The organism is Burkholderia savannae (assembly GCF_001524445.2).
Lineage (GTDB): Bacteria > Pseudomonadota > Gammaproteobacteria > Burkholderiales > Burkholderiaceae > Burkholderia > Burkholderia savannae.
The window spans coordinates 3,883,612-3,908,728 of record NZ_CP013417.1 but is presented as its reverse complement, the minus strand read 5'-3'; the positions used below and the strand labels follow the sequence as shown (position 1 = coordinate 3,908,728).

Below are 25,117 nucleotides of genomic sequence, written 5' to 3'. Positions count from 1 at the left end.
CGCGTCCTCCATGTTCTCCATGTTCTCCATGTTCGCGGCGGCTTCGCGCCTGCGCCGCTGCAGCGCTACTGCAGGATCAGCCGCAACTGCGCGTCGGCGTGTTCGCCCGGCGCTTTCGTGAAGCCGCTCTTCGCATAGCGGTGCCAGCGGCCGAGCACATAGCTGACGACGAGGCTCGCGCGCAGCGCCGGATCGTAGTCGTCCGGCAGCGGCACGGAGGGCGGCGGCGCGGCGGCAGCGGCGGCGTCGGCGCGCGCGCTCGCTTCGAGAAGCGCGACGCGCAGGCTCTGCTTGATCGACGCCTCGATCCGCTCGAGCATCTGATTGACGCGCTCGGCGAGGCGCTCGTGCTCGCCGACGAGCGCCTCGCCCGTCAGCACGCGGGTCATGCCGGGATTCTTCGCCGAAAAATTGAGCAGCATCAGCGCGATCGAGCGCGCCTGCAGCACGCCGTTCGGCTCGTTCGCGGCGATCTGGTTGACGAGCCCGAAGAACGTCTCCTCGATGAATTCGATGAGGCCTTCGAACATCTGCGCCTTGCTCGCGAAATGCCGGTAGAGCGCGGCCTCCGACACGTCGAGACGCGCGGCGAGCGCCGCGGTCGTGATCTTCTCGCTCTTCGGCGATTCGAGCATCGACGCGAGCGTCTGCAGAATGTGCACGCGACGCTCGCCCGGCTTCAGGCGCACGCGGGTGCGGGAGGCGGGATTGCGTTCGTCTTCCGCCGCTGCGGTTACTGCCGGGTCCTGCGGGTGAGTCGGCTGCATTTTCGTCGCCCCGATCGAGTGCCCAATCGCAGCGATTTTAGCGAACCAATGCGACGATCGACATAGTGCGGCCGCCCGTAGCTTGGCAGATGACCGGGCAGGTGCCCCGTGATCCAGACCGTTCGGATGCCGAGCCGCTTGTAGCGCTTCAGGTGGCCGCGCGTATCCTCGACGAGGATCGCGTCGGACAGGCGCACGTGCGCGGCGCGCATCGCCCGGCGCAGCATCGTCGCGTCGGGCTTCGCGCGCCACGCGCGGCGGTCGCGCATGTGCTCGATCGCGATCACGCGCTCGAACAGGCGCTCGATCCTCAGCTCGCGCAGCACCGCGCGCGCGTACGCCTCGGGCGCGTTCGTCAGCACGATCTTGCGGCCGGGCAGCGCCGCGACGAGCCGCGCGAGCCCGCGCTCGGCGCGCACCATCGACGGCAGGTCGGCGAACGTGTGGACGACCTTCAGGAAATCGTGCGGATCGATCGAATGATGGCGCGCGAGGCCGAGGAGCGCCGCGCCGTAGCGGCGCGAGTAGTAGGTGCGCAGGTGATCGGCGTGCGCGCGCTCGACTTTCAGCGTGTCGGCGATGTATTGCGTCATCGCCTGGTTGATCACCGGGAAGATCGCGTGCGACGCGTGATGCAGCGTGTTGTCGAGATCGAAGAGCCAGACGGGGCTGCCCGCGTGCGGACGGGCGCGCCGCGCGCGACGGCGTCCGGGCGTCTGCTCGCCGGCTGGCGGCAAGGCCGCGCGGGGCGGCTGACGGCGCGCGCTCAATGCGAGCGGATCATCGTGCCGAACGGCTGCTCGGTCAGGATCTCGAGCAGCACCGAGTGCTCGATGCGGCCGTCGACGATGTGGACCGACTTCACGCCGCTCTTCGCCGCGTCGAGCGCGGACGAGATCTTCGGCAGCATGCCGCCCGAAATCGTGCCGTCTTCGAAGAGGGCGTCGATCTCGCGCGCGGACAGGTCGGTCAGCAGGTTGCCTTCCTTGTCCATCACGCCGGGGATGTTCGTCATCATCACGAGCTTCTCGGCGTTCAGCACGGTCGCGAGCTTGCCGGCGACGAGGTCGGCGTTGATGTTGTACGACAGGCCGTCCTCGCCGAAGCCGATCGGCGAGATCACCGGGATGAACGCGTCGTCCTGCAGCGCCCTCACGACGGCCGGGTTGATCGCCTCGACCTCGCCGACCTGGCCGATATCGACGTACTCGCCCGGGTTGTCGCGGTCCGGCATCATCAGCTTGCGCGCGTGGATGAGGCCGCCGTCCTTGCCCGTCAGGCCGACCGCATGGCCGCCGAAGTGGTTGATCAGCGTGACGATGTCCTGCTGCACCTCGCCGCCCAGCACCCATTCGACGACTTCCATCGTCTCTTCGTCGGTGACGCGCATCCCCTGAATGAACGTGCCCTGCTTGCCGATCTTCTTGAGCGCCTGGTCGATCTGCGGGCCGCCGCCGTGCACGATCACCGGATTGATGCCGACGAGCTTGAGCAGGATCACGTCGCGCGCGAAGCCTTGCTTGAGCCGCTCTTCCGTCATCGCGTTGCCGCCGTATTTGATCACCACGGTCTTGCCGTGGTAGCGGCGAATGTACGGCAGCGCTTCGGCGAGAATTTCGGCTTTCAGGACGGGGGAGATCTGCGAGAGGTCGATCGGCTCGGACATGGCGGCGGCTCTGGTGCGAAACGGTTGAAACAGGCGGAATTGTACAGGAGTGGCGCACCGCAGCATGGGGTTTTTGGCCGTTCGGACGATGGGCGGCGCGGGTGCCGCAAGCATGCGCCGTCGCCGGAAAAGTGACGTTTTCCTGCGCGATCCGCATGCAAATTCCGCGCGCGGCGCTTATGCTTGGCACGTGGTGCTCGGCTGCCCGCCGCGAGGCGGTGGCCGGGCAGCCGCCTCGCGGCGGCGAACCGGCTGTGCCGGCCGCCGGCGCTCGCTTTTTGTCCCTTTCTGCCCTTTCCGGCTTGACCCGGCCTATTCGAGATGACCGAGCCCGCCGCTACGTCCGGCCTGATCAGCAAGCGTTGCCCGCGCTGCGGCAGCGCGTTCGACTGCGGCGCCCGCACGCGTCCGTTCACCTGCTGGTGCGCGGCGATGCCGAGCCTGCCGCCCGGCGCGCAGCCCGCGACGGGCGCGCGCTGCCTGTGCCCGGAATGTCTCGCCGACGAGATCGCCCGGCGCGTCGCCGCGGGCGCGGGGAGCGCGGGGGCCGGCCGGCCCGAGCGCGAAGACTGAGAAGGTAAACTGCGCGGATGCAACGAATCACCACCACCGGACGCGTCAACCTGAGCCATCTGTTCTGGCTGCGCAATCTCGCGATCATCGGCCAACTCGTTACGATCGCCGTCGTACAGACCTATTTCGGCGTCCATTTGCCGTTACCGGCGATGCTGATGGTAATCGCGCTCGAAATCGTCTTCAACGCGCTGACGTGGGTGCGCGTGCTGCGTGCGCGGCCCGAGACCAATTTCGAGCTGCTCGGCCAGCTATGGGTCGACCTGGGCGCGTTGTCGGCGCTCCTGTTCCTGTCCGGCGGGACGACGAACCCGTTCGTGTCGCTGTATTTGCCGTCACTCGCGATCGCGGCCGCGGTGCTGCCGTGGCACCTGATGATCTGGCTCGCGGCGTTCGCGGTCGCGTGCTATCTCGCGCTCGGCTTCGATTCGGTGCCGCTCAACCTGGATAATCCCGCGAATCTGTTCGATTATTTCCGGGCGGGCATGTGGGTGAACTTCATGGTGAGCGTCGGGCTCATCGCGTGGTTCGTCGCGCGGATGTCGAGCGCGCTGCGCCAGCGCGACGCGGCGCTCGGCGAGGCGCAGCAGGCGCTGCTGCGCGACGAGCGCGCGGTCGCGCTCGGCGTGCAGGCGGCCACGGTCGCGCACGAGATGGGCACGCCGCTGTCGACGATCGCGATGCTGACCGAGGAGCTGCGCGAGGCCGCCCGCACGGATGCGGGGCTCGCGCGCTACGATGCGGACCTGAAGGTGCTCGAGGAGCAGATGTCGCAATGCACGTCGGCGCTCGCGCGCCTCAGGAGCCGCGCGTCGGAGCGGCCGAGCAGCGAGCCGGTCGGCGAATGGCTCGACACGTTCGTCGAGCACTGGCGGCTGCGCCATCCGCACGTGCTGTTCGAGCAGTTGGGGCCGCAGCCCGCGGGCGTCGCGCTCGACGATACGGTCGCGGTCGGCCAGATCCTGACCATCCTGCTCGACAATGCCGCGCGCGCGAGCCGCGATCGCGTTACGCTGGCGGCAACGATCGCGCATGACGGCGCACGCGACGAAATCGAGTTCGAAGTCTGCGACAACGGGCCGGGCATCCCGGCCGCGTTGCGCGACGCGCTCGGCGCGGCGCCCGTCGACAGCACGCAGGGCGGCCACGGGGTTGGCCTGTATCTGGCGTTCAGCGCGGCGGCGCGCCTCAGCGGCTCGATCGAGCTCGCCGACGCGCAGCCGCGAGGCACGCGGGCGATCCTGCGGCTGCCGGTCGCGCGCCAGGTGGCGGCCGAGATGGCGAACGGTAACGGATAGACAAGACGGAGTGATGCAAATGAGCGACAAGAATTTCCTCGTGATCGACGACAACGAAGTGTTTGCCGGCACGCTGGCGCGCGGGCTCGAGCGCCGCGGCTACACGGTGCGGCAGGCGCACAACAAGGACGAGGCGCTCAAGCTCGCGGGCGCCGAGAAATTCCAGTTCATCACGGTCGATCTGCACCTCGGCGACGATTCGGGCCTGAGCCTCATCGCGCCGCTGTGCGATCTGCAGCCCGACGCGCGAATCCTCGTGCTGACGGGCTACGCGAGCATCGCGACCGCGGTGCAGGCGGTGAAGGACGGCGCGGACAACTATCTCGCGAAGCCGGCGAACGTCGAATCGATCCTCGCCGCGCTGCAGACGAACGCGAGCGAAGTGCAGGCCGAAGAGGCGCTCGAGAATCCGGTCGTGCTGTCGGTCGACCGGCTCGAATGGGAGCATATCCAGCGCGTGCTCGCGGAGAACAACAACAACATCTCGGCGACCGCGCGCGCACTCAACATGCACCGCCGCACGCTGCAGCGCAAGCTCGCGAAGAAGCCGGTGCGGCAGTAAGAGCGGGGCGCGCGCCGCGGACGCCGGGCGTCGCGCGGCGCTTGCACCGCGCGTTGCGGTGGCGGCGAGGCGCGCCGGGCAATCGGCTTGGCAGTCGGCTTGGTAGTCGGCTGGTAGTCGGCTGGTAGTCGGTCGGCGGTCGGCATGCAATCGGCCGGCGGTCGGTCCGTGGTCGGTCCGTGGTCGGTCCGTGGTCGGTCCGTGGTCGGCGCGGCCGGCTTCGAGCGATCGACGCGAAAGATTCGCAGCCGGCGGCGGGCGATAGATGCCGAGCCGCAAGCGGCCGAGATCGATGCCGCGCCGCGCGCCGAAACGAAAAACGGGCAGCCCCGCAAGGGACCGCCCGTTTTTTTCGGTCGGCAAAGCCGCTTCGCGTTACAGCACGTAGCGCGACAGATCCTCGTCCTTCGACACCTCGCCGAGCGCACGGTCGACGTACGCCGCATCGATCGTCACGCTCTGGCCGGCGTGGTTGCCCGCCGCGAACGACACTTCCTCGAGCAACTTCTCGATCACCGTGTACAGGCGCCGCGCGCCGATGTTCTCGGTCTTCTCGTTGACCGCGTATGCGATCTCGGCGAGCCGGCGGATGCCGTCGTCGGCGAACTCGAGCTTGACGTCCTCGGTCGCGAGGAGCGCCTGATACTGCTTGACGAGGCTTGCGTCGGTCGCGACGAGAATCGCTTCGAAATCCTTCACCGACAGCGATTCGAGCTCGACGCGGATCGGGAAGCGCCCTTGCAGCTCGGGGATCAAGTCGCTCGGCTTCGCGAGATGGAACGCGCCGCTCGCGATGAACAGGATGTGATCGGTCTTCACCATCCCGTACTTCGTGTTGATCGTCGTGCCCTCGACGAGCGGCAGCAGATCGCGCTGCACGCCCTGCCGCGACACCTCGCCGCCGCCGCCTTCGTGGTTTCTCGACGTGATCTTGTCGATCTCGTCGAGGAACACGATGCCGTTCTGCTCGACGTTCTGCACGGCCTTCGTCTTCACTTCCTCGTCGTTGAGCATCTTCGCCGCTTCCTCGTCGGTGAGCAGCTTCAGCGCTTCCTTGATCTTCACCTTGCGGCGCTGCTTCTTGCCGCCGCCCAGGTTCGAGAACATCGAGCGGATCTGCTCGGTCATCTCTTCCATGCCCGGCGGCGCCATGATGTCCATGCCGACGCTCGGCTGCTCGATGTCGAGCTCGATTTCCTTGTCGTCGAGCTGGCCTTCGCGCAGGCGCTTGCGGAACGTCTGGCGGGTTGCGTTGTTGTCGTCGTTCGCGTGCTCGGCGTTCGCGCCGAAGCCGACCGCTCGCGGTTGCGGCAGCAGGGTGTCGAGGATGCGGTCCTCGGCCTGGTCGGTCGCCTTGCTGCGCACCTTGCGCATCTCCGCTTCGCGCGTCTGCTTGACCGAGATCTCGATCAGATCGCGCACGATGCTGTCGACGTCGCGGCCGACATAGCCGACTTCGGTGAACTTCGTCGCTTCGATCTTGATGAACGGCGCGTCGGCGAGCTTCGCGAGGCGGCGCGCGATCTCGGTCTTGCCGACGCCCGTCGGCCCGATCATCAGAATGTTCTTCGGCGTGATTTCCTGGCGCAGCGGCTCGGCGACCTGCTGGCGGCGCCAGCGGTTGCGCAGCGCGACCGCGACGGCCTTCTTCGCGTTGTCCTGGCCGATGATGTGCTTGTCGAGTTCCGAGACGATCTCGGCAGGGGTCATGGTGCTCATTGCTTCGTCCTTACTCGATAGTCTCGATGACGCGATTGTGGTTCGTGTAGATGCACATGTCGCCCGCGATCTCGAGCGATTTTTCGACGATCTCGCGCGGGGACAGATCGGTGTTCTCCGCGAGCGCGCGCGCGGCGGCCTGCGCGTAGGCGCCGCCCGAGCCGATCGCGCAGATCCCGCCTTCCGGGTCGAGCACGTCGCCGTTGCCGGTGATGACGAGCGTCGTGCTCGCATCGGCCGCGATCAGCATCGCTTCGAGGCGGCGCAACATGCGGTCGGTGCGCCAGTCCTTCGCGAGCTCGACGGCGGCGCGCGTCAGGTTGCCCTGGTGCTTTTCGAGCTTTGCCTCGAAGCGGTCGAGGAGCGAGAAGGCGTCGGCCGTGCCGCCCGCGAAGCCGATGAGCACCTGGTTGTTGTAGATGCGGCGCACCTTGCGCGCACCGCCCTTCATCACGATATTGCCGAGCGTGACCTGGCCGTCGCCGCCGAGCGCGACCTTGTCGCCGCGCCGCACGGAGACGATCGTGGTGCCGTGAAATTGCTCCATCTGTAATCCTCGAGAAAGACGGGGGATGCGGGGCGCGCGGGCGCCGCCGCGTGATGCGGCGCGCGCAAGCCGTGGCGTGGCCTGCCGGCTCGACGCGCATGGACTTCATTTTAGGGCGGGCGCCGCGATATCAAGAGCGGCGTGCGTCGAGCGCCGTCGCGAGGGGGAAGCGGGCGGCAGCGGAAAAACAAAAGCGCGCGGCAGGCCGCGCGCTTTGTGCAAAGCGTGTGAGGCGCGGAAGGCGGGCCGCGCCGGGAAGGTCAGTCGCCGAACAGCTTCTGACGCAGCTCGCGGCGCTCTTGCGCCTCGAGCGACAGCGTGGCCGTCGGACGCGCGAGCAGACGCGGAATGCCGATCGGCTCGCCCGTCTCTTCGCACCAGCCGTATTCGCCCGATTCGATGCGGGCGAGCGACTGCTGGACCTTCTTGAGAAGCTTGCGTTCGCGGTCGCGCGTGCGCAGTTCGAGCGCGTGCTCTTCCTCGATCGTCGCGCGATCGGCGGGGTCCGGCACGATCACCGTTTCGCGCAGATTCTCGGTCGTCTGGCCCGCATTGCGGAGAATTTCCGCCTGCAATTGTTCGAGCCGATTTTTGAAGAAGGCGAGCTGATCCTCATTCATGTAATCCTTGTCGCTCATCTTCAGGATTTCGGCTTCGGTCAAGAGTTTCTTCGTCATCTGCTTGCTTCTTCAATGTGCGGCGAATCTGTAGATATTGCCCGCACTTTGGGATTACCCGCAACAGCCCTTGCAATTGTTTGCCATTCGCTGCGGCGGGGCCGAAAGCCTCCGGATACCGGGCCCATTTCGTTCAGGACTCCCCTTGGGAGGACCGGATTGCGCGCGACCGGCGGGCGGCCATCCCCGGCGCTCCACCGAGCCGCCCACGCTCATGCAAGGATCGGGCCTGCCGCCGCCCTTCTCTCTCCAGCGGGCAGGTATTGTAACTGAATCGCAAGTCCTCGCCGTATCGGGTCGATCCCCTGCCGGTCAAGCGGTATCCTGAAAATATAACCCGCAAATCAGGAAAAAGCGATGACGACTGCACGCCGGCGCGCGGGCGGCGCGGCGGTCTTCGCCGCGGGTGCGGGACGCGACGCGCGCGGGCTCGGCAGCGGCGTGCGATCGGACGGCGAGTGTCGGGCGGCGAGTGTCGGGTGGGGCGACGATGAGCGGTGAGCGGCGAGCGCGCGGGGCCGCGTCGCCGTCGCCCCGCGCGCAATCGCGCCGGCGCGCCCGGACCGAGCCGCGCGCCGGCCGCGCGTGGGCGCGTTACGCGAGGCAGGCGTCGAGGCCGTCGGTGATGAGGTCGCGCGGCAGGTCGACGCCGATGAACACCATCTTGTTGGTCTTCTTCTCGGCCGGCAGCCACTTCGCGGCGAGATCGCTGCCCATCATCTGGTGCACGCCCTGGAACACGACCTTGCGGTCGACGCCCTTCATGTACAGCACGCCCTTGTAGCGCAGCATCCGCTCGCCATAGATCTGCAAGATCCCGCCGAGGAAGTCCTCGAGCTTGTTCGGATCGAACGGGCGATCGTTGCGGTACACGAACGACTTGATCTTGTCGTCGTGGTGCGCATGATGATGATCCTGATGGCCGTGCTCGTGATCGTGCTCGCAATGGCCGTGATCGTGGTCGCAATGCGCGTGATCGTGCTCGTGATCGTGGTGATGCGCGTGCTCGTGCTCGTCTTCCGCCAGGAAGTCCGGATCGATCTCGAGCTTCGCGTTCAGGTTGAAGCCGCGCAGGTCGAAGATCTCCTTGATGTCCGCGTCGCCGAAGTTCACGACCTTGATCGCCGCCCTCGGGTTCATGTGCAGCAGGCGGTGCTTAAGCTCCGAGGCCGTCTCGTCGTCGACGAGGTCTGCCTTCGTGATGAAGAGGCGATCGGCGAAACCGACCTGGCGCTGCACGACTTCGTGCTCGTCGAGCTGCATGTCGGCGTGCTTCGCGTCGACGAGCGTGATGACCGCGTCGAGCAGGAATTCGTCGGCGATCTCGCTGTCGATGAAGAACGTCTGCGCGACGGGGCCCGGGTTCGCGAGGCCCGTCGTCTCGATCACCACGCGGTCGAAGTCGAACTTGCCGTCGCGCTTCTTCGCGGCGAGGTCGGCGAGCGCGCGCGCGAGGTCGCCGCGGATCGTGCAGCAGATGCAGCCGTTGCTCATCTGGATGATCTGCTCGTTCGAATCCTGGACGAGGATCTCGTTGTCGATGTTCTCCTCGCCGAACTCGTTTTCGATCACGGCGATTTTCATGCCGTGCTGTTCGTTCAGGATGCGCTTGAGCAGCGTCGTCTTGCCGCTGCCGAGGAAGCCGGTGAGGATGGTGACGGGAATGGCCATGTCGTCGGTCGCCTGTGGTTCGTGAAACGGGGTCAAAACAGTGGGAAAACAGCGCGCCCGGCAACTTCCCGGGCGCTCGATCAATTATTGAAACATATCTGTCAAGCCCCCGCTGCCGGCCGGATGGCCGGCGCGGCGCGGGCGCGCACTGCGCCGCCCGTTCAGATCGGGGCGATCACGCGATTTGCAACAGCAGGCCCTTCAGATATTCCCCTTCGGGGAACGCGGTCAGAAGCGGATGGTCGACGCCCGCGCCGAGCCGCTTCAGGATGCGCGCGTCGACCTTCGCGTCGGCCGCCGCGCCCGCGACGATCTTCTGGAACAGCTCCATGTCGATCGCGCCCGAGCACGAATAGGTGAACAGCAGGCCGCCCGGGCGCAGCAGCTTGAAGCCGCTCAGGTTGATGTCCTTGTACGCGCGCGCGGCGCGCTCGACGCTGTCGCGCGTCGGCGCGAACTTCGGCGGGTCGAGCACGACGAGGTCGAAGCGCTCGCCTTCGTCGACGAGGCGGCGCAGCGTCTTGAATGCGTCGGCGTCGAGCCACTCGGCGCGCGCGGCGTCGAAGCCGTTCGCGGCGACGTTGCGCTGCGCGAGCGCGAGCGCGTCGCCCGACGAGTCGATCGACACGACCCGCTTCGCGCCGCCCTTGAGCGCCGCGAGCGAGAAGCCGCCCGTGTAGCAGAAGCAGTTCAGCACGTCGCGCTCGCGCGCGTACTGCGCGACGAGCGCGCGGTTGTCGCGCTGATCGACATAGAAGCCCGTCTTGTGGCCGTTGCGGACGTCGACGTGGTACAGCACGCCGTTCTCGTTCGCGATCAGCGTGTCGGGCGGCGGATCGCCCGCGAGCACGCCCGTCGTCTGCTCGAGGCCTTCCTTTTCGCGGATCGACACGTCCGAGCGCTCGTAGACGTTCGGGCAGCCGGTCGCGGCGACGAGCGCCGCGACGATCGCGCCCTTCCAGTGCTCGACGCCCGCCGCCATGAACTGGCAGACGAGCTGGCCGCGGCCCGCGCCCTCGCCGGAGGCCGGCGGCTCCGCTGCGTGGGCGGCAGCGCGTTGCGCGGGAACCTGCGCGGCGACGTAGTAATCGACGACGAGCCCCGGCAGCCCGTCCGCCTCGCCGAACACGAGCCGCACCGCGCCCGTGCCGGCGATCATCGTGTTGCGATGCGCAACCGCGCGCTGCACGCGCCGCTTGAAGAACGCATGGTCGATCGGCTCGTTCTCGTCGAAGCTCCACACGCGCAGCCGGATCTGCGAATGCGGGCTGTACGCGGCGCGCGCGAGGAAGCGGCCGTCGTGCGAGCGCACGACGACGGTCGCGCCGGGCGCGGGCTTGCCGTCGACGCGGTCGATCGCATTCGCGTAGATCCACGGATGGCGGCGCAGCAGGGATTTGTCTTTCGACGGCTTGAGCGTAACGGTATGCATGTCGGGATCGAAAAAGCCGCATCGGACGCGGCGAAGGGTGATTCGGTGATTGGGTGATTCGGTGAGCGCGGCGGCGCGCGTCAGTCGCGCTTCTTCGCGCGCGGATGCGCGCTGTCGTAAATCTTCGCCAGATGCTGGAAGTCGAGCGACGTATAGACCTGCGTCGCCGAGATGCTCGCGTGGCCGAGCAGCTCCTGCACCGCGCGCAGGTCGCCGCTCGATTGCAGCACGTGCGTCGCGAACGAGTGGCGCAGCACGTGCGGATGGACGTTCGCCGGAATGCCCGCCGCGAGCGCCGCGCGCTTCACGCGCTCGCGCACGACGCCGGGCGACATCCGGTTGCCGCGCACCGACAGGAAAAGCGGGCGCGGATCGTGTTTCACGAACTCGCCGCGCACCGCGAGCCATGCGTTCAGCGCGTCGATCGCCTTGCGGCCGACGGGCACCTTGCGCTCCTTGCCGCCCTTGCCGTGCACGGTGACTTCCGCTTCGGCGAGGTCGAGCCAGCCTTCGGAGCGATAGTCGCTGTCCTTCGCGTATTCGATGTCCAGACCGATCAGCTCGGCGAGCCGCAGCCCGGACGAATAGAACAGCTCGAGGATCGCGTGGTCGCGCAGGCTCTCGGCGGTGCCGGCCGTCGGCGCGTCCATCAGCGCGGCCGCATCGTCGACGGACAGCGCCTTCGGCAGCGTCTTCGCGCGCTTCGGCGCGCGGACCGCCGCGACCGGATTCGCGTTCATCTCGACGTGCTGCGCGAACCAGCGGTAGAACGCGCGCCACGCGGACAGCCGGTGCGAGATCGAGCGCGCGGACAGGCCGCCCGCATGCGCGCGCACGACCGCGCCGCGCATGTCGACGGCCGTCAGGCTTTCGAGCGGGCGGCCGTTCGCGAGTTTCTTCAGCTCGTCGAGCTCGTGTGCGTACGCGCGCAGCGTGTGGTCCGACAGCTTCCTGACGTGCCGCAGGTTCGACAGGTAATCGGCGGTCGGGTCGGCGATCATGGCGCGTGTCGGGCGGGCGAGTGGCGATGCGCGCTGCGCGGCCGTCAGTGCGGCAGGAGGCGCGTGAGCGCCGCGCCGGCGAGCGCGCCGATCTGCGTGAGGAAATCGGTGCCCATGCCGTCGTGGAAGCGGCGCGGATCGGGCGAGCCCAGCACGAGGAGGCCGAACGCGCTCGCGCTCGCGCCCTCGCCCGCGGCGGGCGTGCGCAGCGCGATCAGCGCGACCGATTCGGCGGCGCCGCTCGCGGCGGGCGCTTCGCCGTCGCCCGCGGCCGGCGCGGGGGCGACGGGCGCGAGCCACTGCGCGGCCTCGAAGCCGGTGTTCGCGCCGCAATATGGGGTCGCCAGACTGTTCGTGAACAGGCGCACTTCCTCGCCGGCGTTGCGCGCGAAATCGGCTTGCGCATAGGTGTCGGCGACGTCCCAGAGCCTGAGCGCCGTCTGCGGGACGTCGAACACGTCGGCCAGGCCGCTCGCGATCGCGCGCGGCAGCGCGTACGGATCGCGCTCGGCGATCACGCGCGCGGTCCAGCGGTTGAACTTCGCGGCAAGCCCGTCGTTCTCGTGGCCATAGCGCAGCAGCTCGGCGAGCCGGCGTTCGAGATGCTTGTTCTTGTCACGCAGCATCTCCATCTGCCGCTCCTGTAGCGACACCGCGGCCTTGCCGTGCGGATTCGCGAGCTTGATCGTCGCGAGCAGCTCCGCGTGCTTGGCGAAGAATTCGGGATTGGCGAGCAGGTAGTCGGCGACTTCGCGATCGTTCATGGCGCTTCGTTGGGCTTCGGCAAATGAAAGGTCAGACAACAGGAGATCGGACGGGCAGGTCGATCACGCCTTCGAAGACGGTCGTCGCGGGGCCGGCCATCAACAGCGGCGCGCTTTCGTCGCGCGCGCCGTCCCACGAAATCGTCAGCGTGCCGCCATGCGTATGGACCGTGACGGGCGAATCGAGTTGCCCGCGCCGGATGCCCGCCGCGACCGCCGCGCACGCGCCCGTGCCGCACGCGAGCGTCTCGCCCGCGCCGCGCTCGTAGACGCGCAGGTTCACTTCGCGGCGCGACACGATCTGCATGAAGCCCGCGTTCACGCGTTGCGCAAAGCGCGGATGGCGCTCAATCGCGGGGCCGTCGACGCCGACCGGGAACGCCTCGGCGTCGTCGACGATCTGCACCGCGTGCGGATTGCCCATCGACACGACCGAGATCCAGCGCGTCGCACCGTTCACGGGCAGCGGCCAGAGCGTGTCGGCGCCTTCGCGGCGGCCGTCGAGGCCGCTTGCGTCGAACGGCACGCGGGCCGGTTCGAACACGGGCGCGCCCATGTCGACGACGACCTCGCCGTTGGCCTGCATCGTCAACGTGATCACGCCGTGCTTCACTTCGACGCGCACGCTCGCCTTGTCGGTGAGTCCGTGGTCGCGGACGAACTTGACGAAGCAGCGCGCGCCGTTGCCGCAGTGCTCGACCTCGCCGCCGTCGCAATTGAAGATCCGGTACTTGAAGTCGGCGCCTTCGACGGTCGGCTTTTCGACGAGCAGCAGTTGATCAGCGCCGATCCCGAAGTGGCGGTCGGCGAGCGCGCGCACCTGCGCGTCGGAGAGCGGGGGCAGCGCGCGGGTGTAGCCGTCGAGCACGACGAAGTCGTTGCCCGCGCCGTGCATCTTGGTGAACGAGAGTTTCATGGGCGCTATTGTATGCCGGGGGTACGCCGCGGCGGCGGAGTCAATAGAAGCCCGGCTCGCCGGGCGGGCGCGTCTTGAAGCGCTTGTGCACCCAGTAGTACTGCTCGGGCATGAGCGGAATCTGCTCCTCGAGGAACGCGTTCATCCGGCGCGCGTCGAGATCGTCGTCGCCCGTCGGATAATTTTCCCAAGGTTTGAAGACTTTCAGCCGATAACCCTGGTAATTGGGCAGCACTTCGCCGATGAACGGCACCACCTGCGCATGGCCCGTCTTCGCGAGCCGGCCGACCGCGGTCAGCGTGCACGCGGGCACGCCGAAGAACGGCACGAACGTCGAGTTGCGCAGGCCGTAGTCCATGTCGGCGCCGAGCATCACCGGCTTGCGGTCGCGCAGCCAGCGCAGCACGACGCGCGCGCTGTCGGCGCGGCTCGCCAGCTCCGCGCCGAAGCGGCTGCGGCCGGCCTTGGCCGCAGCCTCGATCTGCGGGTTCTTCATCGGCGTGTAGAGTGAGCCGCACATGCGGCCGAGCGCGAGATTGATCGCCATCGAGCCGGCTTCGATGCCGACGAAGTGGAAGCCGAGCAACAGCGTCGGCGGCATGTCGGGGTCGCTGAGATCGATCTCGCTGTCGACTGTGAACAGCTTGCGGTAGGTCTCTTCCGACGCGAACCATTGATAGCTGCGCTCGACGTAGCTGCGGATCGCGTGCCGGAAGTGCCGGCCGGCCACTTCTTCGCGGCGCGCGTCGCTCCAATTCGGGAAGCAAAGTTTCAAATTGATGTGTACGATGCGCTTTCGCCGGCTGGGGATCTGATAGAGCAGCCAGCCAAGGCCGTCGCCCAGGCGCGCGGTCAAGCCGTAGGGCAGGATCGCGAGGAATTTGAGAAACGCGACGGCGAGCTGTGTGCCGAGACGGCCTAGCATGCGAATCCTCCGTCGATCCGGACGGCCGGCGCGATGAAAGCAGGGTTGAAGGACAGCGGAAGGAGCAGCACGATCGACGCTCTGTAACAATTCGAGAAAGCCGCTATAATACGGGCTTCGCCGAGTTAACTGACAACTTGCGGGGCGAAGCCGGCGGGCGCTATGAGCGCTCACGGTGCAGGAAATCCGCTAAAGCGTCGCCGCTTCGGGCCTCTGGAAGCTGGCTACGTGAACTTCAACCGTAACCACAACAGGAGCCTGAGAACGTGGCAAACGATTATCTCTTTACGTCCGAATCCGTATCCGAAGGCCATCCGGACAAGGTCGCGGACCAAATCTCCGACGCGATCCTCGACGCCATCCTCGCGCAGGACAAGTACTCCCGTGTCGCAGCCGAGACGCTGTGCAACACCGGCCTCGTCGTGCTGGCCGGTGAAATCACCACGACCGCGAACATCGACTACATCCAGATCGCACGCGACACGATCAAGCGCATCGGCTACGACAACACCGATTACGGCATCGACTACCGCGGCTGCGCGGTGCTCGTCGCGTACGACAAGCAATCGCCCGACATCGCGCAGGGCGTCGACCGCGCGCATGACGACAACCTCGATCAAGGCGCCGGCGACCAGGGCCTGATGTTCGGCTACGCGTGCGACGAAACGCCCGAGCTGATGCCGCTGCCGATCCACCTGTCGCACCGCCTCGTCGAGCGCCAGGCGAACCTGCGCCGCGACGGCCGCCTGCCGTGGCTGCGTCCGGACGCGAAGTCGCAGGTGACGGTTCGCTATGTCGACGGCAAGCCGCACTCGATCGATACCGTCGTGCTGTCGACGCAGCACGCGCCGGACATCGAACTGCCCGCGCTGCGCGAAGCGGTGATCGAGGAGATCATCAAGCCGACGCTGCCCGCCGACCTGATCAAGGGCGACATCAAGTTCCTCGTGAACCCGACCGGCCGCTTCGTGATCGGCGGGCCGCAAGGCGATTGCGGGCTGACGGGCCGCAAGATCATCGTCGACACGTACGGCGGCGCAGCGCCGCACGGCGGCGGCGCGTTCTCGGGCAAGGACCCGTCGAAGGTCGACCGCTCGGCCGCTTACGCGGGCCGCTACGTCGCGAAGAACATCGTCGCCGCGGGCCTCGCGTCGCGCGCGCTGATCCAGGTGTCGTACGCGATCGGCGTGGCAGAGCCGACCTCGGTGATGGTCAACACGTTCGGCACGGGCCGCGTGTCTGACGAGACGATCACGAAGCTCGTGCGCGAGCATTTCGATCTGCGTCCGAAGGGCATCATCCAGATGCTCGACCTGCTGCGTCCGATCTACGAGAAGACCGCCGCCTACGGCCACTTCGGCCGCGAAGAGCCGGAGTTCTCGTGGGAAGCCGCCGACAAGGCGCTCGCGCTCGCCGAAGCGGCTGGCGTCGAGCCGGCCGTGCAGGTCGCCTGACGCAACGCACGTTCCCGACGGCAAACGAAAACCCCGGCCTTGGCCGGGGTTTTTTATTTCGGTTCTGCATCGGCTTCGCGCGCGTTGCGCGCCGGTGCCGTTCGCGTTCGCCGGGCATGCACGATGCGCGCGGGCGCGGCGAATTGCCGCGCGCGTGTCGCGCTCAGCGCGCGGCGAACACGAACCAGCCGGTGCTCGCCGCGAGGCGGCGCGGCCGGTTGATCCGGCGCGGCGCGGCGCTCGCGCGATGCAGCGACGGCGCGCGCAGCCGCAGCGACGGCTTTTGCAGCAGCGAGCGCAGCGCGATGCGCCGCGCCGCAGCATGGGCGCTCATCAGCGACAGGAATGCATGCAGCCATGCGCGCAGACCATCGAGCCGCGGCTGGTGCTGGCGTGCGCGCTCGGCGAGCACGCTCGCCCGCGCGCTGTGGTGGCGCAACGCGCGCACGATTCGCGGCGGCGCCGACGGCGTGCTCTTCGGGGTGCGGTGAAGACGGGAAGTCAGTCGGAAAGGCATGACGAAAGTAATTCGCTCGTAGATTGCGTCCATTTCAGGGCGCGAATGTCAAAACGGCCGTTGTGCGGCAAGGGTCGAACCCATCGTACCGAAGGCATCGGTGCGCCGCTGCCCGCGAAAACTAGCAGGTGCGTCGAGACTACAGGCGATTCGTGACGCCAGAAAGTCGCGCTAACCCTTGTGCGTCGGGCACATCGCATCCGGGCAGCCGTAGTTAGTGACGTGCGCGCGCCCGACAGTTCCTTTGCGTTACATCAAATTCGCCGCAGCGATTGCGCGCTGTTTTTCACTTCGCGGCATCGTTGCCGAGCATGTCGCACAGGCCGGCTTTACAATCGATCGTTGATAACAATCATGTCGAACTTCCCATGTCTTCCTTGCACCCGGAGTTGATTCACACGCAGGTCCAGACGCTGCGCGCGCGCGGCTTCGTTGTCGCACCGGGGCTCGTCGCGCCCGAGCGGTGCGCGCAGTTGAAGGCGATCGCCGAGCGTCAGCTGCACGAGGCGGCGCAGCCGCTCGAATTCGAAGCGGACTTGCGCTATCCGGGCGCGCCCGAATCGCGACACGCGCCGGGCGGCCACACGGTGCGGCGCCTGCTCGACGCGTACGCGCGCGACGAAGCGTTCGCCGAGCGCGCGACGGCGCCCGAGATCGCCGCGTGGATGCGCGCGTACTTCGGCGAAACGCCGGTGCTCTCGCGCGCGCATCACAATTGCGTGATGACGAAGCATCCGGCGTACGGCAGCCTGACCGGTTGGCATCGCGATGTCCGTTACTGGTCGTTCGAGCGCCCGGATCTCGTGTCCGTGTGGCTCGCGCTCGGGCCGGAGACGAACGAGAACGGCGCGCTGTGGCTCGTGCCGGGCTCGCATGGCGAGGAATTCGGGCCGGAGCGCTTCGACGAAGCGAAGTTCTTCCGCAGCGACGTGCCGGGGAACCGGCGACTGATCGAGCAGGCGGTGTGCCCGGAGCTCGCCGCGGGCGACGTGGTGTTCTTTCATTGCAACACGCTGCATTCAGCGGGGCAGAACCGCACCGATCAGGTGAAGTTCTCGCTCGTGTTCACGTACCACGGCGACAGCAACCGGCCGATGCCGGGCTCGCGCTCGGCGTCGACGCCGGAAGTGCGCTTCTAGTTCGTCGCGCGCGCCGGCGGGATGCGGCGCGATTCGCGATGCGTCGCGTGTCGCGCTTCGTTCGATGCGCGATGAAACGTGCGCGACTTCGCGGCGCGCGCAAGCCGACGATGATCGAAAGAAGCGGGCGGCACGCATGCGCGCCGCCCGCTTTGTTTTTGGGGGGCGAGACGAAATGCGCGGGCGCGTCAGCGCCTGCCGCTCGGCATCGACACGCCGATCAGCCCGATGAGCGTTGCGACGACGCCGCCTGCGATCAGCATGATCGTTTTCGTCGAAGGCGAGCCGGTGAAGAAGCGCGCGACGCCGTCGTTGATCGAATGGAACGACTGGCCGCCGAAATACAGCAGCACGACGCCGCCGACGATGAGCGCAACGGAAATCGCTCGGGTCATGAAAATCCTCGCTGAAACGGATGGTGAAGACGCCGCAGTGTAGGGGAGCGCCGCCGCTGCGTCCATCGCGGCGCGTGTTGCTGCACGATTCGCGATCGTTGGCTAACATGGCCCGCTGAGGTTCGTCCGGCCGGGTCGCACCGGCCTCGTTCAACGTCTCGATGGGAATTCAGATGGCCTACGAAGCAGCTTCCGAACGCTATGCGGACATGCAGTATCGCGTATGCGGAAAATCCGGGCTCAAACTGCCGGCGCTTTCGCTCGGCTTGTGGCACAACTTCGGCGACACGACGCCGATCTCGACGCAGCGCGAGATCCTGCGCACCGCATTCGATCTCGGCATCACGCATTTCGATCTCGCGAACAACTACGGACCGCCTTACGGCAGCGCGGAAATCAACTTCGGGCGTCTGTTGCGCGAGGATTTCAAGCCGTATCGCGACGAGCTGCTGATCTCGACGAAGGCCGGCTGGGACATGTGGCCCGGCCCGTACGGCAGCGGCGGCGGCTCGCGCAAGTACGTGCTCGCGAGTCTCGATCAGAGCCTGCAGCGCATGGGGCTCGACTACGTCGACATTTTCTACTCGCACCGCTTCGACGCGCACACGCCGCTCGAGGAAACCGCAAGCGCGCTGGCCGCGGCCGTGCAGCAGGGCAAGGCGCTCTACGTCGGGATCTCGTCGTATTCGGCGGCGAAGACGCGCGAGATCGCGAAACTGCTCGCCGAATACAAGGTGCCGCTCCTGATTCACCAGCCCGCGTACAACATGCTCAATCGGTGGGTCGAGCGCGAGCTGCTCGACGCGCTCGACGAGACGGGCTCCGGCTGCATCGCGTTCACGCCGCTCGCGCAAGGGCTCCTGACGTCGAAGTATCTGAACGGCGTGCCGGCCGATGCGCGGGTCAACAAGCCGGGCGGCGGATCGCTGAAGGCGGATCACCTGAGCGCGGAGAACCTCGGGCACGTGCGCAAGCTGAACGAGATCGCGCAGCGGCGCGGCCAGAGTCTCGCGCAGATGGCGCTCGCTTGGGTGCTGCGCGATTCGCGCGTGAGTTCCGCGCTGATCGGCGCGAGCCGCGCGGAGCAGGTGCGCGAGAACGTCGCGGCGCTCGGCAAGCTCGCGTTCAGTGACGATGAGATCGCCGAGATCGACCGCCATGCGACGGAAGGCGGGATCAACTTGTGGGAAAAGCCGTCCACCGATCAGGCGATCTGATCGGTAGTCATCCTGACGATGCGCCTGCCGCCCGCTTTCGGCGCGCCGAAAGCGGTGCGAGCGCGACAGCTAGATCAGCGCAGGGAGCCCTTCGACGAGCAGCACGGCCACGGCCACGCCGAGCATCGCGCCGAGCACGCGCAGCACGTTGTGACGGAATTCGGTCGCGCACGGGACCGCGCCGAGGAACAGCGCGCCGGCGAGCGCCATCGGGATCAGCAGGATGAAGTCGCCAATCGTGAAATAAGTCGACATGCGTGTCTCCTTTCTTATCCGATCCGGCCGCCTGTTGGGCGGCCGGTTGTTTCGAGTATAGGAAACGGCCGGCGTTTTTTGGTTATCCGAAGCTTCGCAGCGCGACGAAAAAGCGCAGATTGCTCCGTTTGTCGCAAACAATCCGACGATATGCTTTCGTAATTGCTTTCTGAATGCTTTCTTATGTTGCGATGCCATGAGAAAGGCGCCCGCATGCTGCAGTGCGGGTGCTTGTCTTCATGCCGTCGTCACGCGTGCGCGGGGCGCCGGAACACGAGCGCAAGCCCGGCGAGAATCGCGACCGCGCCGACCATCTCGAAGGGCGCGCGGCGATTGCCGCGCCACGCCGTATTCATCGGCGCGGTCACGACCGGTACGAGGTAGAAGAGACTCGTCACGTTGACGAGATCGCCGTGTTGCATCAGCCGCCAGAACAGCAATTGCGTGAACACCGAGATCAGGACGCCGAACCACGCGAGCGGCCGCGAGAGCGACGAGCTCGCTTCGGACGAGAGCGGCTCGAACGGCGCGATCAGCGCACAAAGCCCACGGCCGGCTGCGTTCCGCTGCGGCGGCGCGTCGATCGGCGCCGCGCGCGCGTTTTTGCCGCAGCGCGCCCGTCGGGATCGCGAGCAACGCGCAGAGCTCGGCATGCAGTGCCGGATGCTGGCGTGTCGCCGCCAGCGATGCCGCGGTGGACGACGAGGCTCAGGCCGATCGGAGTGAGCGCGAGCCCCGCGAGACGCACGCCCGATGCTCGGCGTTGGAGCGCGACGAGCGTGAGGATCGGCTGCACGCCGAGTATCGTCGCGAGTATGCCGGGCGCGAGCCCGCGTTCGCGTGCGAGTAGACAGGATCGAATAGTCGCTCGTGAGCAGCAGCCTTGTTGCGACGGTCGCGAGCCGCGCGCCGGGCGGCGACAGCCAGCGGCGTCGCGCGAGCGACAGCAGGAGCAGCAGGAGCAGCAGGAGCAGCAGGAGCAGCAGGAGCAACACGAGCAACACGAGCGCGAAGCCCGCGATCAGGAAAGCGAACGCGCACGCATGCCGCAGGCCGAGTCCGTCGAAGATCGCTCCGCTGCTCCAAGGCAGCACGAACAGCGACGTCGCTCCATGTGCCGCAAGCGCGGGTCTGATTGAGGCCATCTGAAGCCCACTTGTCGATCGAATCGGTACGCTCCGGTTGCGTGCGCACGCGAACACGCCGCGCGCCAATGCACGGAACGGTTCGATCAGCGGCGAACGGCGAGCGAAAGAGGTTGCGCGGCGTTTAGCCGAGCAACGCAGCCGGAGGCGGCGGCACGCCGACGAGCGGCGGAGCGGCAGGCGGACGATGCGCGCACGCGCGCGGCAGCCGTGCGATAGACGGCTTCGATACGGCGCGGGCGGGCAACGAGGGCTTCATCGCAAAGCCTGCGAGCGAAAATTGCGATAGCGTCAAAGGTAACGTGCCGACGCGTGGTTTGGCATCGCGTCGGCGATGTCGTGCGCTCAGGCGGCCCCGGCGCGTTCGCGCGCACGCAGCCACGCCGCAGCAAGAATGCCGAGCGCGAGCAGCACGCCGACGAGCGACGCGACGCCCGGCCAACCGAGCGCGCTCCAGAAGCGTCCGCCGAGCGAACCGACGACGCTCGAGCCGAGGTAGTACGCGAGCAGGTAGAGCGCCGCGGCCTGGCCCTTGCCGTGCTGCGCGAGCCGGCCGACCCAGCCGCTCGCGACCGCGTGGCCCGCGAAGAAGCCGAACGTCACGCACGCGATGCCCGCGGCGATCGCGGCGACAGGATGCAGCAGCGTCAGCGCGACGCCCGCGAGCATCACGGCGAGGCTCGCGATCAGCACGCGGCCGCGGCCGAGCGTATCGGCGAGCCGCCCCGACGACGGCGATGCGACGACACCCACCAGATAGACGACGAAGATCGCGCTGATCGTCGCTTGCCCCATCGAATACGGCGGCGCGAGCAGCCGGTAGCCGATGTAGTTGTAGAGCGTGACGAAGCTGCCCATCAGCACGAACGCCATCGCGAACAGCACGGGCAGCTCACGCCCCTTGCCGAGATGATGCGCGAGCGATGCGCGGTGATGCGCGAGGTTCAGGCCGCGGTGCGGCGTGAAGTGTCGCGACGGCGGCAACAGCGCTCGGAACGCGAGCATCGACGCGAGGCCGAGCACGCCGATCGCGCCGACCGCGATGCGCCACGAGAACAGGTCGGTGAGGATGCCCGTGATCACGCGGCCCGCCATCCCGCCGATCGCCGTGCCGCCGACGTAGAGCCCCATCGCGAGCCCGAGGCCGTCCGGATGCACTTCTTCCGCGAGATACGCCATCGCGACGGCGGGCACGCCGCCGAGCGCGAGCCCCGTCAGCGCGCGCAGGATCAGCAACTGATGCCAGTGCGGCGCGAACGCGGCGGCGAGCGTGAGAAGCGACGATGCGGTGAGCGACGCCGTCATCAGCTTGTGGCGGCTGAGCGCTTCGGACACGAAGCCCGCGACGAACACCGCGGCCGCGAGCGCGGCCGTGGCGAACGACAGCGCGAGACTGCTTTGCGCGGGGCTCACGCCGAACGTCTTGGAGAACTCGGGCAGGAGCGGCTGCACGTAGTAGAGGAGCGAGAACGTCGCGTAGCCGGCGAACAGCAGCGCGACGCTCGCGCGCCAGTAGTTGCGCGAGCCGCGTTCGAGATACGGCGCGGGCGATGCGCACGGCGCGTTCGCGGCGGCGCGCGCGTCGGCCTGACACGCGCCGGCGGCGGGCCGCGGCGCGCCGGATGATACAGTCACGCTGAGTCTCCGTCTGAAGCAAACCTCAACGATACGCCGGTTGCGCACCCGGCGTCGTTTCGTCAGACGACGCGTTGGCTTTTGGCCGCACTTCCGAATGAATCATCGGATGTCGGCCATGTGCGTCAGGGTATGATGGAGCGACGCTGCCGCAAAAGCGGCGCGTCGCGGCGACGGGATCGACGCATCCCGCGAATTGGCGGCGCTCTTGCCGCCAGCTCGCGCCTTCGCGATTCCATGAGCGGTGAACAATGGGATACGCGCCGCCGTCGTCGCGCGGATGCGCAATTCGGGTATTTCCGGCCGGGCAGCACGCGGCCGGCTTTGAAAGCGGGGAAACATCATGCATGTCGGTTCGATTGTCTGCACCACCCACATTGCCGTGCCGAAGGGCGCGCGCGGCATCGTCCAGCGCATCTTGGGGGACATGGCGATGGTGACCTGGTACGCGGGCGTGCCGGGCGAATCCAAGGAGCTCAATACCGAGCCGTTCTTTCTCGAGGATCTGATCGACACCGGCGAATCCGTGCTCCCCGCGGGCGCGGCGCTGCACTGACCGCTCGTCTTTCGGCCTCGCGCGCGGCACAATGCGGGGCATGAACGACGCCACTTCCGATTCCAACGCAGCCGGCGCAAGCGCCGGCTTGCCTTTTGCAGGCCTCACGCCCGAGCGCGTGCTCGACGCGCTCGACAGCGTGCTGATCCCCGCCGGCTCGCGCACCGACGGGCGCCTGCTCGCGCTCAACAGCTACGAAAACCGCGTCTATCAGGCGGGCATCGAGGACGGCCCGCCGATCGTCGCGAAGTTCTATCGTCCGCATCGCTGGTCGAGCGACGCGATCCTCGAAGAGCACGCGTTCGTCGCCGAACTCGCGGCGCGCGAGATCCCGGCCGTGCCGGCGCTCGCGTTCGACGGCCGCACGCTGCACGAATTCGAGGGCTTTCGCTTCGCGATCTTCGAGCGGCGCGGCGGCCGCGCGCCGGAGCTCGATCGACGCGACACGCTCGAATGGCTCGGCCGCTTCATCGGGCGCATTCACGCGGTCGGCGCGACGAAGCCGTATGTCGCGCGGCCGACGCTCGACATTCACACGTTCGGCTACGAGCCGCGCGATTTCCTGCTGTCGCACGACTTCGTGCCGGAAGACGTTCGGCCTGCTTACGAAGCGGCGGTCACGCTCGCGCTGGAGGGCGTCGCGCACGCGTACGAGCGAGCGGGCGACGTGCGGATGCTGCGTGCGCACGGCGACTGCCATCCGAGCAACGTGCTGTGGACCGACGCGGGCCCGCACTTCGTCGACTTCGACGACAGCCGGATGGCGCCCGCCGTGCAGGATTTGTGGCTGCTGTTGCCGGGCGACCGGCCGGGCGCGTCGCACGCGCTCGCCGAACTGCTCGCGGGCTACGAGGACTTTTGCGAATTCGATCCGCGCGAGCTGCATCTGATCGAGGCGCTGCGCACGTTGCGGCTCATTCATTACGCGGCATGGCTCGCGCGTCGCTGGGACGATCCCGCGTTTCCGGCCGCGTTTCCGTGGTTCAACACGCATCGCTATTGGGAAGCGCGCGTGCTCGAGTTGCGCGAGCAGATCGGCGCGATGCAGGAAGGGCCGCTGTGGCCCGTGTGATGCCGCGCTCGTCGCGTCGATCGCGCGCGGCGAGCGTCCGATCGACGTCGCGGCGAAGGCGTGCGCCGCGAGCGGCGGTTTGCGCCGTTGCCTCGCGTTTCTTCGGCTTGCGACAACGTCAGTTTCCCTAAGGATTTGTTAATCGCGTTGCGTGCGAAACGACGTATTTCGCACGCGCGCCACCGGCTCTTCGCTCCATCGCAGGACGCCCGGCTGCGCAGGCGCGTAATCCGTCAGCGCCTTTCGGCGAGCGACTTGCGCAACACGTCCTTCAGCGCGCCGAACGCGGGATTGTCGTTGTCCTTGCGATACGCGAGCGTCAGTTCGACGGGTTTCGCGGGCGTCGTGCGCACCGGCCGGTAGACGACCCCTTCGAAGTGCAGCATCGACGCGGCCGCCGGAATCAGCGCGGCGCCGATGCCCGCGCGCACCAGCGCCAGCATCGAATGAATCTGGCTCACGTATTCGACGATGTCGGGCAGCACCTCGGCGCGCTCGAGCAACCCGCTCACCAACTGGTGAAAATAGCGCGCCTCGTACGGCGAATACATCAGGAACGGCTTGCCTTCGCAGTCGCGCAGCGCCGGGCGCTTCGGCCACGCATCGGCCACCGCTTCCGGCAGTGCGAGCACGAGCGCCTCGCGCACGCACGGTATCGACACGAGCTCGCCGTGCTCGACGGGCGGGCGCAACAGCCCGACGTCGATCAGCCGCGCATCGAGCGCTTCGAGCTGCGCGCCGCTCACCATCTCCTTGAGCGTCAGCCGCACGTCCGGCGACGCCGCGCGCACCGCGCTCACGAGCGACGGCAAGAGACCGTAGCCGACCGACGCGGTGAAGCCGATCGCGAGCGTGCCCGCCGCGCCCGTCGCGACGCGGCGCGCGGTTGCCGCCGCTTCGTCGGCGAGCCGCAGAATGCGGGCCGCATCGGGCAGGAAGCCGCGTCCGGCCGCCGTCAGCTTCACCGATCGGCTCGTGCGCTCGAGCAGCTCGGTGCCGATCTGGTGCTCGAGCAGGCGCACCTGCCGGGACAACGGCGGCTGCGTCATGTGCAGGCGCTCGGCCGCGCGCCCGAAGTGCAGTTCCTCGGCGACCGCGACGAAGCAGCGAAGCTGGCTGAGTTCGAACATCGATTCAAAATATGGATTAATTGAGTCATTCCTTATCTTGGACTTGAATCGTTCGCAGTGCAAGAATCCGCTCACCACTTGTCA

26 protein-coding genes and 1 pseudogene are annotated in these 25,117 nt (G+C 67.5%); 8 read left to right on the top strand and 19 right to left on the bottom strand.

Features of this window, described 5'->3' with window-relative positions; all coding sequences use genetic code 11:
- Positions 1-65 precede the first annotated feature (65 nt).
- The 3 genes from slmA to argB are packed head-to-tail and all read right to left on the bottom strand — an operon-like array spanning position 66 to position 2,433.
- Complete coding sequence (gene slmA / locus WS78_RS19145) at positions 66-767, bottom strand: nucleoid occlusion factor SlmA (RefSeq protein ID WP_059583770.1); 702 nt, start codon at positions 765-767, stop codon at positions 66-68.
- The gene (locus WS78_RS19140) at positions 734-1,537 is read right to left on the bottom strand and encodes a pyrimidine 5'-nucleotidase (RefSeq protein WP_082717313.1); all 804 of its coding nucleotides are present in this window, start codon (positions 1,535-1,537) and stop codon (positions 734-736) included. The genes slmA and WS78_RS19140 overlap by 34 nt, the downstream gene beginning before the upstream one ends.
- The gene (argB, locus tag WS78_RS19135) at positions 1,534-2,433 is read right to left on the bottom strand and encodes an acetylglutamate kinase (protein WP_038748561.1); all 900 of its coding nucleotides are present in this window, start codon (positions 2,431-2,433) and stop codon (positions 1,534-1,536) included. The genes WS78_RS19140 and argB overlap by 4 nt, the downstream gene beginning before the upstream one ends.
- A 321-nt stretch (positions 2,434-2,754) precedes the next feature.
- On the opposite strand from argB, the gene WS78_RS19125 reads away from it, so the two are divergent.
- The 3 genes from WS78_RS19125 to WS78_RS19115 are packed head-to-tail and all read left to right on the top strand — an operon-like array spanning position 2,755 to position 4,866.
- Positions 2,755-3,006 carry a cysteine-rich CWC family protein gene (locus tag WS78_RS19125; protein WP_059583775.1) on the top strand — a complete coding sequence of 84 codons (252 nt, stop codon included), beginning with the start codon at positions 2,755-2,757 and terminating at the stop codon, positions 3,004-3,006.
- Between the two features lie 17 nt (positions 3,007-3,023).
- Positions 3,024-4,304 (top strand): ATP-binding protein, encoded by a 1,281-nt coding sequence (locus WS78_RS19120; protein WP_038748559.1) that lies wholly within the window; start codon positions 3,024-3,026, stop codon positions 4,302-4,304.
- Between the two features lie 19 nt (positions 4,305-4,323).
- Positions 4,324-4,866, top strand: coding sequence for a response regulator transcription factor (locus tag WS78_RS19115; RefSeq protein ID WP_038748639.1), 543 nt, complete (start codon positions 4,324-4,326; stop codon positions 4,864-4,866).
- Between the two features lie 375 nt (positions 4,867-5,241).
- On the opposite strand, the gene hslU is transcribed toward WS78_RS19115, so the two are convergent.
- The 9 genes from hslU to WS78_RS19060 all read right to left on the bottom strand — a co-directional run bounded on the left by hslU (position 5,242) and on the right by WS78_RS19060 (position 14,518).
- Entirely contained in the window at positions 5,242-6,585 is a 1,344-nt protein-coding gene (hslU, locus tag WS78_RS19110; protein ID WP_038748558.1) for an ATP-dependent protease ATPase subunit HslU, read from the bottom strand.
- Positions 6,586-6,595: 10 nt separating this feature from the next.
- Positions 6,596-7,132: an ATP-dependent protease subunit HslV gene (hslV, locus tag WS78_RS19105; RefSeq protein ID WP_038748557.1), complete on the bottom strand. Its 537-nt coding sequence runs from the start codon at positions 7,130-7,132 to the stop codon at positions 6,596-6,598.
- A 260-nt stretch (positions 7,133-7,392) separates the two neighbouring features.
- The gene (dksA, locus tag WS78_RS19095; RefSeq protein WP_006024133.1) at positions 7,393-7,809 is read right to left on the bottom strand and encodes an RNA polymerase-binding protein DksA; all 417 of its coding nucleotides are present in this window, start codon (positions 7,807-7,809) and stop codon (positions 7,393-7,395) included.
- Positions 7,810-8,403: 594 nt separating this feature from the next.
- Positions 8,404-9,480 carry a CobW family GTP-binding protein gene (locus tag WS78_RS19085; RefSeq protein WP_038748556.1) on the bottom strand — a complete coding sequence of 359 codons (1,077 nt, stop codon included), beginning with the start codon at positions 9,478-9,480 and terminating at the stop codon, positions 8,404-8,406.
- Positions 9,481-9,655: 175 nt separating this feature from the next.
- Positions 9,656-10,912: a class I SAM-dependent rRNA methyltransferase gene (locus tag WS78_RS19080; RefSeq protein ID WP_038748555.1), complete on the bottom strand. Its 1,257-nt coding sequence runs from the start codon at positions 10,910-10,912 to the stop codon at positions 9,656-9,658.
- A gap of 80 nt (positions 10,913-10,992) precedes the next feature.
- Positions 10,993-11,913: a tyrosine recombinase XerC gene (gene xerC / locus WS78_RS19075; protein WP_059583778.1), complete on the bottom strand. Its 921-nt coding sequence runs from the start codon at positions 11,911-11,913 to the stop codon at positions 10,993-10,995.
- Between the two features lie 44 nt (positions 11,914-11,957).
- Positions 11,958-12,677, bottom strand: coding sequence for a DUF484 family protein (locus WS78_RS19070; protein ID WP_059583781.1), 720 nt, complete (start codon positions 12,675-12,677; stop codon positions 11,958-11,960).
- A 31-nt stretch (positions 12,678-12,708) separates the two neighbouring features.
- On the bottom strand, positions 12,709-13,593 hold the full coding sequence (dapF, locus tag WS78_RS19065) for a diaminopimelate epimerase (protein WP_059583784.1): 885 nt from the start codon (positions 13,591-13,593) through the stop codon (positions 12,709-12,711).
- 40 nt (positions 13,594-13,633) lie between these two features.
- On the bottom strand, positions 13,634-14,518 hold the full coding sequence (locus WS78_RS19060; protein ID WP_059583786.1) for a lipid A biosynthesis lauroyl acyltransferase: 885 nt from the start codon (positions 14,516-14,518) through the stop codon (positions 13,634-13,636).
- Between the two features lie 266 nt (positions 14,519-14,784).
- Here WS78_RS19060 and metK point away from each other — a divergent pair, with 266 nt between their 5' ends.
- Entirely contained in the window at positions 14,785-15,972 is a 1,188-nt protein-coding gene (gene metK, locus WS78_RS19055; protein ID WP_038748550.1) for a methionine adenosyltransferase, read from the top strand.
- Between the two features lie 163 nt (positions 15,973-16,135).
- Here metK and WS78_RS19050 read toward each other — a convergent pair whose 3' ends face one another.
- On the bottom strand, positions 16,136-16,489 hold the full coding sequence (locus WS78_RS19050; protein ID WP_038748638.1) for a hypothetical protein: 354 nt from the start codon (positions 16,487-16,489) through the stop codon (positions 16,136-16,138).
- A 368-nt stretch (positions 16,490-16,857) separates the two neighbouring features.
- Here WS78_RS19050 and WS78_RS19045 point away from each other — a divergent pair, with 368 nt between their 5' ends.
- Positions 16,858-17,628 carry a phytanoyl-CoA dioxygenase family protein gene (locus WS78_RS19045; RefSeq protein WP_038748549.1) on the top strand — a complete coding sequence of 257 codons (771 nt, stop codon included), beginning with the start codon at positions 16,858-16,860 and terminating at the stop codon, positions 17,626-17,628.
- A gap of 188 nt (positions 17,629-17,816) precedes the next feature.
- Here the strand turns inward: WS78_RS19045 and WS78_RS19040 are convergent, their stop codons facing one another.
- Positions 17,817-18,023 (bottom strand): DUF3185 family protein, encoded by a 207-nt coding sequence (locus WS78_RS19040; protein ID WP_038748548.1) that lies wholly within the window; start codon positions 18,021-18,023, stop codon positions 17,817-17,819.
- A gap of 173 nt (positions 18,024-18,196) precedes the next feature.
- Between WS78_RS19040 and mgrA the strand changes: the two genes are divergently transcribed.
- Positions 18,197-19,240 carry an L-glyceraldehyde 3-phosphate reductase gene (gene mgrA, locus WS78_RS19035; protein WP_038748547.1) on the top strand — a complete coding sequence of 348 codons (1,044 nt, stop codon included), beginning with the start codon at positions 18,197-18,199 and terminating at the stop codon, positions 19,238-19,240.
- 69 nt (positions 19,241-19,309) lie between these two features.
- Here mgrA and WS78_RS19030 read toward each other — a convergent pair whose 3' ends face one another.
- From WS78_RS19030 to WS78_RS37155, 4 genes and pseudogenes are all read right to left on the bottom strand, one after another.
- On the bottom strand, positions 19,310-19,495 hold the full coding sequence (locus WS78_RS19030; protein ID WP_038748546.1) for a hypothetical protein: 186 nt from the start codon (positions 19,493-19,495) through the stop codon (positions 19,310-19,312).
- A gap of 248 nt (positions 19,496-19,743) precedes the next feature.
- Positions 19,744-20,640: pseudogene (locus WS78_RS19025) on the bottom strand (EamA family transporter).
- A gap of 345 nt (positions 20,641-20,985) precedes the next feature.
- A complete protein-coding gene (locus WS78_RS19020; RefSeq protein ID WP_059583789.1) occupies positions 20,986-22,275 on the bottom strand; it encodes an MFS transporter in 1,290 nt (429 codons plus the stop codon).
- 102 nt (positions 22,276-22,377) lie between these two features.
- Positions 22,378-22,620, bottom strand: a complete 243-nt coding sequence (locus tag WS78_RS37155) for a hypothetical protein (protein ID WP_186448595.1) — start codon at positions 22,618-22,620, stop codon at positions 22,378-22,380.
- On the opposite strand from WS78_RS37155, the gene WS78_RS19015 reads away from it, so the two are divergent.
- On the top strand, positions 22,619-22,831 hold the full coding sequence (locus WS78_RS19015; RefSeq protein WP_004198969.1) for a hypothetical protein: 213 nt from the start codon (positions 22,619-22,621) through the stop codon (positions 22,829-22,831). The two genes, WS78_RS37155 and WS78_RS19015, sit on opposite strands and share 2 nt — an antisense overlap.
- 40 nt (positions 22,832-22,871) lie before the next feature.
- On the top strand, positions 22,872-23,903 hold the full coding sequence (locus WS78_RS19010; RefSeq protein ID WP_059583791.1) for a serine/threonine protein kinase: 1,032 nt from the start codon (positions 22,872-22,874) through the stop codon (positions 23,901-23,903).
- A 233-nt stretch (positions 23,904-24,136) separates the two neighbouring features.
- Here the strand turns inward: WS78_RS19010 and WS78_RS19005 are convergent, their stop codons facing one another.
- Complete coding sequence (locus WS78_RS19005; RefSeq protein ID WP_059583793.1) at positions 24,137-25,033, bottom strand: LysR substrate-binding domain-containing protein; 897 nt, start codon at positions 25,031-25,033, stop codon at positions 24,137-24,139.
- Positions 25,034-25,117: the final 84 nt, after the last annotated feature.